1 protein-coding gene is annotated in these 1,673 nt (G+C 36.7%); it reads left to right on the top strand.

Going from position 1 to position 1,673, the window contains the following annotated elements:
- Window positions 1-112: 112 nt before the first annotated feature.
- Entirely contained in the window at window positions 113-1,573 is a 1,461-nt protein-coding gene (locus BDR01S_RS24485; RefSeq protein WP_066257183.1) for an IS1182 family transposase, read from the top strand.
- Window positions 1,574-1,673: the final 100 nt, after the last annotated feature.

Raw genomic sequence — 1,673 nt, 5'->3', positions numbered from 1 at the left:
AGGGCACTGAAAAAGTCCCTTATTTTATAGCAGTTGTAGGTTGATTTTATCAACTCTTCAACTGCTTTTTATTTTATAATTGTGGTAATAAAACATTTTAGGTGGTATACAAATGATTTCCTTTCAAGATTCATTCAATCTTAGCCCATACATAGCAATTTATGATCTCGTTGTGCCAAAAAATAATATGCTTCGCCAAATTAAAGAACTAGTCGATTTCTCATTCATTCTTGAAGAATTAAAAGAAAAGTATTGTCTAGATAACGGTCGTAATGCCGTGCCGCCGGTTCGTATGTTCAAGTATCTATTACTGAAATCAATTTATGATGTTTCTGATGTAGACGTAGTTGAACGTTCCAAATACGATATGTCGTTTAAATATTTCCTTGACATGGCACCCGAAGAATCTGTGATTGAACCAAGTTCTTTAACTAAATTTCGAAAGCTACGCCTTCCGGACGAGGGGTTATTTGATTTGCTAATTGGGAAGACAGTTGAGATTGCAATTGAAAAGGGAATCATTAAAAGTAAAACCATCATTGTAGATGCTACACATACAAAAGCACGTTATAACCAAAAATCCCCCAAAGAATTTTTACAGGAAAAATCAAAAAATGTTCGGAAAGCCGTTTATCAAATAGATGAATCCTTGAAAGAGAAATTCCCGTCTAAAACCACTTCTAACGAAGTGAAAGATGAACTAGATTATTGCCGTAAAGTCATTTCCGTTGTCGAATCAGAACCGAAGGTATCTGAAATTCCAGCAGTTAAGGAACGATTAAATGTACTGAAAGAAGTAGTAGAAGACTACACAGAACAATTGAGCTACTCAACAGATCCAGAAGCACGTGTTGGACATAAAACCGTTGATTCTTCTTTCTTTGGCTACAAAACGCATATCGCAATGAGTGACGAAAGGATTATCACTGCAGCAGTTGTAACAACAGGTGAAAAAAGTGACGGAAAACACCTTCAGGAATTAATTGAAAAGAGCATGGCCACAGGCATGGAAATTGAAACAGTCATTGGTGATACGGCGTACTCCGAGAAAGAGAACATCCTTTATACAAAAGAACAAAATTTAGAACTTGTATCCAAGTTGCATCCAAATGTTACACACGGCAGACGAACAAAAGAAGATGAATTCCAATTTAATAAAGATGCAGGCATGTATGTCTGCAAAGCTGGGCAAATGGCGATTCGTAAAAAATTTGATGGAAGAAAGGGTCAGGATAAAAACCCCCGGATCAAGTACCTATTTGATATTAAAAAATGTAAAGTCTGCCCTTTCCGTGAAGGGTGCTATCAAGAAGGTGCAAAAACCAAATCCTATTCCGTTACCATCAAGTCTACTGAGCATCAGGACCAAGAAGCATTTCAAGAAACGGAAAAATTTAAAACCTTGGCAAAAACACGCTATAAAATTGAAGCAAAAAACAGCGAACTCAAGCATAGACACGGGTATGAAATAGCCACATCCTCGGGTCTATTTGGACTGGAGATTCAAGGAGCCACAACGATATTCGCAGTCAATCTAAAACGGATTATAAAGCTTCTCAATGAAAAGGAATAAGAATAGCCAAGGGGAACAAGCAACTTTCTCTCCTATTTCGGAAGAAAGTTGCTTTTTTTGTCTTCTATAAAAAATAAAAACGTAAGTTTTTCAGTGCCCT

The organism is Neobacillus drentensis NBRC 102427 (assembly GCF_001591445.1).
In the GTDB taxonomy this organism is placed as follows: domain Bacteria; phylum Bacillota; class Bacilli; order Bacillales; family Cytobacillaceae; genus Neobacillus; species Neobacillus drentensis.
The sequence above is the reverse complement of the archived record's forward strand: the minus strand, read 5'-3'. Positions and strand labels throughout refer to the sequence as shown.